The 852-nt window shown below is 35.9% G+C and carries 1 protein-coding gene; it reads right to left on the minus strand.

Annotated features, from left to right (window positions below):
• Positions 1-852, minus strand: an 852-nt coding sequence (locus P3R27_RS15550) for a DNA-methyltransferase (RefSeq protein WP_301357586.1), incomplete at both ends; no start/stop codon positions are given.

Consider the following 852-nt stretch of genomic DNA (forward strand, 5'->3'; position numbering starts at 1 on the left):
ATGTACTACCTGAGCCACCAAACAAATCTAAAACGATATCTTGTCTTTTAGAACTATTTTTTACTGGTATAGCAATAAGTGATAATGGCTTTTGCGTCGGATGATAATATGCGTTCACATCATCTTTTGGAACTCTCCAAATGGTTGCTGGTAAATCTTCTAGTAAGTCGTCTTGCCAAACCGTTGTCTGTTTCCTATCTCCGTACCACGTAGGTGCATATCTTTCCTTATGTGCATAGAAAACTGGTTCATGTTGCCACCGATACTGACTCCAACCAAATGTTGCATTATTTTTAACCCAAATACACTGCGACCGAACTTTAATCCCTGCGGCATTCATGCTATTTTCAAATTCTCGCTGATAAGAAGATCCATGAAAGACATAAATTGCCGAGTTGTCTTCCATTGCATTAGCATAGTTGTAGAATATAGATGCTAAAAATTGATCAAACTCTTCATCACTCATGTCATCATTCATAATTTTTTCTCGGCCAGATTCATTTAATTCTTTATTATCAGATTTCACTGCTACATTATACGGTGGATCAGTGACAACTAAATTTGCCTTTTTACCTTGTAGCAATCTTTCGACGTCGCTCGCTTTCGTAGCATCTCCACATAATAAATAATGCTTACCCAGCCTCCATAGTTGACCATATTTAGTTCTAGGATCAGAATGATTTTCTATAAATTCATTCACTTCGAATCCATCTTCTATTACAGGCTTTTCGGTATCTTCTTTATAATCAAACGCAGTAAGTAATTCTTCTACTTCTTCCGATTCAAAACCTGTTAAAACAATAGTTTCATTTTCTAATTCTTTCAACAAAACAGAAAGCTTTTCATCATCCC

It is taken from the genome of Enterococcus spodopteracolus, assembly GCF_030441955.1.
Taxonomy (GTDB): domain Bacteria; phylum Bacillota; class Bacilli; order Lactobacillales; family Enterococcaceae; genus Enterococcus_B; species Enterococcus_B spodopteracolus.